The sequence below is a fragment of the Agrococcus citreus genome, assembly GCF_039527715.1.
GTDB lineage: Bacteria > Actinomycetota > Actinomycetes > Actinomycetales > Microbacteriaceae > Agrococcus > Agrococcus citreus.
Genome location: NZ_BAAAKK010000005.1, coordinates 614,928 through 619,449, shown reverse-complemented (window position 1 = coordinate 619,449; position 4,522 = coordinate 614,928). Strand labels below are relative to the sequence as shown.

Here is a 4,522-nt window from a genome sequence, read left to right as displayed (position 1 = left end):
CGCCGCCTACGCGACCGCGATCGAGCCGCGCGCCTTCCGGATCCGCACCGAGCAGCTGCGGGTGCTGCCTGCGGGTGCCCGGCCCATCACGCTCCTGCACCTCGCCGACATCCACCTCGCGCCGTGGCAGTCGACGAAGCTCGACTGGCTCGAGGGGCTCGCGACGCTCGAGCCCGACCTGATCGTCAACACGGGCGACAGCCTCGGGCACCGCGCCGCCCTCCCCGCTCTCGCGGATGCGCTGCGCGTGTTCCAGGGCGTGCCCGGGTTCTACGTGCACGGCTCGAACGACGTGTTCGGACCGGTGCTGAAGAACCCGCTGCGCTACTTCGGCGGGCCGTCGAAGCTCGCGTCCGCCGGCGACATCGAGCGGCTCGACACCGCCGGGCTCGAGCGCGCGTTCGACGATCTCGGGTGGCTCGGCCTCAACAACACCGCTCGCGCGATCGAGGTGCGGGGCACGACGATCGCCGCGTTCGGCGTCTCGGACGCGCACCGCCACTGGGACCGGCTCGACGAGACCGAGGCCGCGATCTCGCGGATGCGCAAGGCACTCGGCGACGTGCCGCGCGTCACGCTCGGTGTGACGCACGCGCCGTACCGACGCATCCTCGACGCGTTCGTCGACCTCGGCGCGGACGCGATCCTCGCGGGGCACACGCACGGCGGCCAGGTGCGGGTGCCGGGCGGGCACGCGATCGTGACCAACTGCGACATCCCGCGCGAGCAGGCCTCGGGGCTCAGCTCGTGGTCGCACGACGACCGCTCGGCGCCGCTCAACGTGTCGCAGGGCATCGGCTCGTCGATCTTCGCGCCGTTCCGACTGGGGACCCCGCCGGAGGCGGTCGTCGTGTCGCTCCTGCCTCGCGACATCGGGTAGACTGGTCCGGTTGCACACCGGGGCCCAGGCTGCGGATCGCGACATCGGGGTGTGGCGCAGCTTGGTAGCGCGCGTCGTTCGGGACGACGAGGTCGCAGGTTCAAATCCTGTCACCCCGACCAGAGATGAAGGCCCCCACCGAGAGGTGGGGGCCTTCATGCGTGCGTCGGGCATGGTCTCGACTCGCGGCCGGCGCGCCGGCTGCTGCTCGACCAGCGGATGTCACGGCCGGCTGCGCCGGCAGCTGCTCGACCAGCGTAGGGCGGGGTCAGCCCAGGCGGCCGCCGGACTCCTCGAGGTAGCACGTCGCGCAGAGCGACTCGTAGGTGACGGCCTCGCCGTCGATCGCGACCTGGTCGCCGTCGAAGACGAAGCGCTCCCCCACCTTGCGGCCGTTGAACAGCGCCTTGCGGCCGCAGCGGCAGATGGTCTTCAGCTCCTCGAGCGAGTGCGCGAGCTCGAGCAGCCGCACCGAGCCCGGGAACGCGTGCGTCAGGAAGTCGGTGCGGATGCCGTAGGCCAGCACCGGCACGCCGCGCTCGACCGCGATGCGCAGCAGCTCGTCGACCTGCGACGGCTGCAGGAACTGCGCCTCGTCGACGAGCAGGCACGCGACCGCGGCATCCTCGCGAGCGGCGGCATCCTCGAACGCCTCGAGCACCGACTCGTCGGGGCCGACGACGACGTCGACCTCCCGCGTCATGCCGAGTCGCGAGACGACCTCGCGCTCACCCTTCGTGTCGGTGGCGGGCTTCGCCAGCAGCACGCGCTGCCCGCGCTCCTCATAGTTGAATGCGGCCTGGAGCAGCCCCGTCGACTTGCCGGAGTTCATCGCCCCGTAGCGGAAGTACAGCTTCGCCACCGCTAGAGGATGCCGTCCTCTTCAGCGCGGACGATGAGCTCGGCGCGCTTGCCCGCCGGGCGCTCCACGGCGGCGTACTTCGCGCGCACGCGGCGGAGGAACGTCTTCGCGGTCTCGTAGCCGACACCCATCTCGGATGCGACCTGCACGGTCGTGAGGCCTTGGACGTAGTGCGCGAGCGCGCGACGCTCGCCGGAGGACAGCCGCGGCCGACGATCGGCGGGCCCCCGGGCCGGCCTGCGCCGGGAGCGGCGCACGTGACTTGCGGCAGCGATGTGGGCCGCGACGGCGGCTGCCGACTCGGCGCTCGAGAGCACGACGGCACCGAGCGACTCGAGCGACTCCAGCAGCTCGGCCTCAGCATCGGCGTGGACGACGACTGCCGCGCCGGCCGCCACGACGGTGCGTGCGTGGGCGAGCAGAGGGTGGCCCGGCTCCTCGGCGAGCACGACGACATCACCCGGGAACCCGGCGGCGACGACGAGCGAGGCGAATCGCGGGGCGACGGCCGCGAGGTGCAGCGACGGATGGGCACCGATCGCCTCTCGCAGCGCCGCGCTGCGCGAGGCGTCGGCGACGACGCTCACGCTGCGGGGTGCACCCTCGACGGGTGCGGGTGGGGGTTGCATAGGTTTCCTGGGTCAGGCGCTTGCGGCGGCTGAGCCGGCAGCCTCGAGCTGGCGCTCGGGCTCCTCGACCAGTCGCAGCACGCGCGCGGTGCGCGAGAGGCTCTCGCGCGCAGCACCCGGGTCGGCGTTGAGCTTCGTGCCGTAGCTGGGGATCAGCTCCCGGATGGTGTCTCGCCATCGGGGCATCTGCTCGGGGAAGCAGCGCTCGAAGATGGTGAGCATGATGTGGACGGCGGTGGATGCGCCGGGCGAGGCGCCGAGGAGACCGGCGATCGTGCCGTCGGCTCCGGTGACGACCTCGGTGCCGAACTGCAGCACGCCGCCCTTCTCGGGATCCTTCTTCATGACCTGCACCCGCTGGCCGGCCGTGATGAGGCGCCAGTCCTCGTCACGGGCGTTCGGCATGAACTCGCGGAGCGCGTCGAGGCGCTGGGCCCGAGACGCGAACACCTGGCCGGCGAGGTAGCCGACGAGGTCGAGGTTGGCGAGACCGGCTCGCACCATCGGCCAGATGTTGTGGGTCTTGATCGTCTCGAACATGTCGGTGTACGAGCCGGTCTTGAGGTACTTCGGGCTGAAGCCCGCGTATGGGCCGAACAGCAGGCTCGCCTCGCCGTCGACGACGCGGGTGTCGAGGTGCGGCACCGACATGGGCGGGGCGCCGACGCTCGCCTTGCCGTAGACCTTCGCGTCGTGCTGCGCGACGACGTCGGGGTTGTCGGTACGCAGGAACGCGCCCGTGATGGGGAACCCGGCGAAGCCCTTCGCCTCCGGGATCTTCGCCTGCTGGAGCAGCTTGAGCGCGCCGCCGCCCGCGCCGACGAACACGAATCGCGCCTGGAGCTGCGCCGGGTTGCGACCCACCTCCTGGCGAACCTTGAGTCGCCACGTGCCGTCGGCCTGGCGCTTGAGCCCGGTGACGCTCGTGTCGGTGTGCACCTTCGCGCCGTCGGCCTGCAGCCGCTCGAGCAGCATCCGGGTCAGGGCTCCGAAGTCGACGTCGGTGCCGTCGGTCGACCGGGTCGCGGCGATCGGCTGCGACTTCTTCCGGCCGGGGATGAGGGAGGGCGCCCAGGTGCGGATGACCTCGGCGTCCTCGCTGTACTCGAGGCCGGCGAAGAGCGGCTCGTCCTTGAGCAGCTCCCAGCGCCGACGCAGGAAGTCGACGTTCTGCTCGCCCCATACGAAGGTCATGTGCGGGGTGGGCGAGATGAAGCCGCGCGGGTCGGGCAGCGTGCCGTCCTCGACGAACGAGGCCCACAGCTGCCGGGAGAGCTGGAACTGCTCGTTGATGTCGATGGCCTTCGCGCTCGACATCGAGCCGTCGGGACCCTCGGGCGTGTAGTTGAGCTCGCAGAGCGCCGCGTGGCCGGTGCCGGCGTTGTTCCAAGGGTTCGACGACTCCTCGCCGACCTTGGGCAGTCGTTCGAAGACCTCGATGGTCCATTCGGGCTCGAGGCGGTGCAGGAGCGCGCCGAGCGTCGCGCTCATGATCCCGCCGCCGATCAGGGCGACATCGATGGTCTTCGTCACGCCCCGAGTCTACGACTTCCTCGTGTACCCCGTTCGCGCGGATCCCACGCGGAGCAACGCGGCCTAGCATGGGCGCGTCGACACCGGACGAGAGGAGCCCGACATGGGACTGCTGGACGACGCGAAGGACAAGCTCGGCGGCGCGGCCGAGTGGGTCAAGGACAAGGCCGAGCACCTCGGCGACCAGGCGCAGGGCGCCGGCCAGTCGCTCGGCGAGAAGGCGGCGGACGCTCGCCACTGGGTCGGCTCGAAGGTCGGCAGCGATGTCGATGGGGATGCCCGCGCGGGCGGCGGCGGCACGTTCGGCGACGCATCCGACGACTCCTCCCCCGAGGCGTCGGAGGGATCCTCCGCCGCGGAGCCCGTCTCGGGCCAGGCGGCTGCGCTCGCCACGCCCGAGTCCTCCACCCCTGAGTCCTCGACCACTGAGGCGACGACCGCTGGTCCCTCGCCCGCCGAGGAGTGGGTCGAGGTGACGAGCGACGGCAGCACCGTCGACTCGGGCTCGGACGCGACCGGCTCGACGGAGGTCCCGGCCGAGACCGGAGGCATCGTCGACGACGACCCGGAGCAGGACCGCTCGATCTGATCCGAGCGGCAGACAGCAGAGGGCGGGAC

General features: G+C 71.5%; 5 protein-coding genes and 1 tRNA gene. 3 read left to right on the top strand and 3 right to left on the bottom strand.

Annotated features, from left to right (window positions below; all coding sequences use genetic code 11):
* Both ABD106_RS11875 and ABD106_RS11870 read left to right on the top strand, forming a co-directional pair.
* Positions 1 to 880 (top strand): metallophosphoesterase (locus tag ABD106_RS11875; protein ID WP_343920600.1); only part of this gene is annotated, 880 nt, incomplete at its 5' end.
* 45 nt (positions 881 to 925) lie between these two features.
* A tRNA-Pro gene (locus ABD106_RS11870) sits at positions 926 to 1,002 on the top strand.
* A gap of 146 nt (positions 1,003 to 1,148) precedes the next feature.
* Here the strand turns inward: ABD106_RS11870 and ABD106_RS11865 are convergent.
* Genes ABD106_RS11865 through ABD106_RS11855 form a run of 3 tightly spaced genes read right to left on the bottom strand, consistent with a single transcriptional unit; the run spans position 1,149 to position 3,904 of the window.
* On the bottom strand, positions 1,149 to 1,742 hold the full coding sequence (locus ABD106_RS11865) for a thymidine kinase (RefSeq protein ID WP_343920598.1): 594 nt from the start codon (positions 1,740 to 1,742) through the stop codon (positions 1,149 to 1,151).
* 2 nt (positions 1,743 to 1,744) lie between these two features.
* The gene (locus ABD106_RS11860) at positions 1,745 to 2,329 is read right to left on the bottom strand and encodes a helix-turn-helix transcriptional regulator (protein ID WP_343920596.1); all 585 of its coding nucleotides are present in this window, start codon (positions 2,327 to 2,329) and stop codon (positions 1,745 to 1,747) included.
* A 54-nt stretch (positions 2,330 to 2,383) separates the two neighbouring features.
* Positions 2,384 to 3,904, bottom strand: a complete 1,521-nt coding sequence (locus ABD106_RS11855; RefSeq protein WP_343920594.1) for a malate:quinone oxidoreductase — start codon at positions 3,902 to 3,904, stop codon at positions 2,384 to 2,386.
* Between the two features lie 103 nt (positions 3,905 to 4,007).
* Here ABD106_RS11855 and ABD106_RS11850 point away from each other — a divergent pair, with 103 nt between their 5' ends.
* The gene (locus tag ABD106_RS11850) at positions 4,008 to 4,493 is read left to right on the top strand and encodes a hypothetical protein (RefSeq protein WP_343920592.1); all 486 of its coding nucleotides are present in this window, start codon (positions 4,008 to 4,010) and stop codon (positions 4,491 to 4,493) included.
* Positions 4,494 to 4,522: the final 29 nt, after the last annotated feature.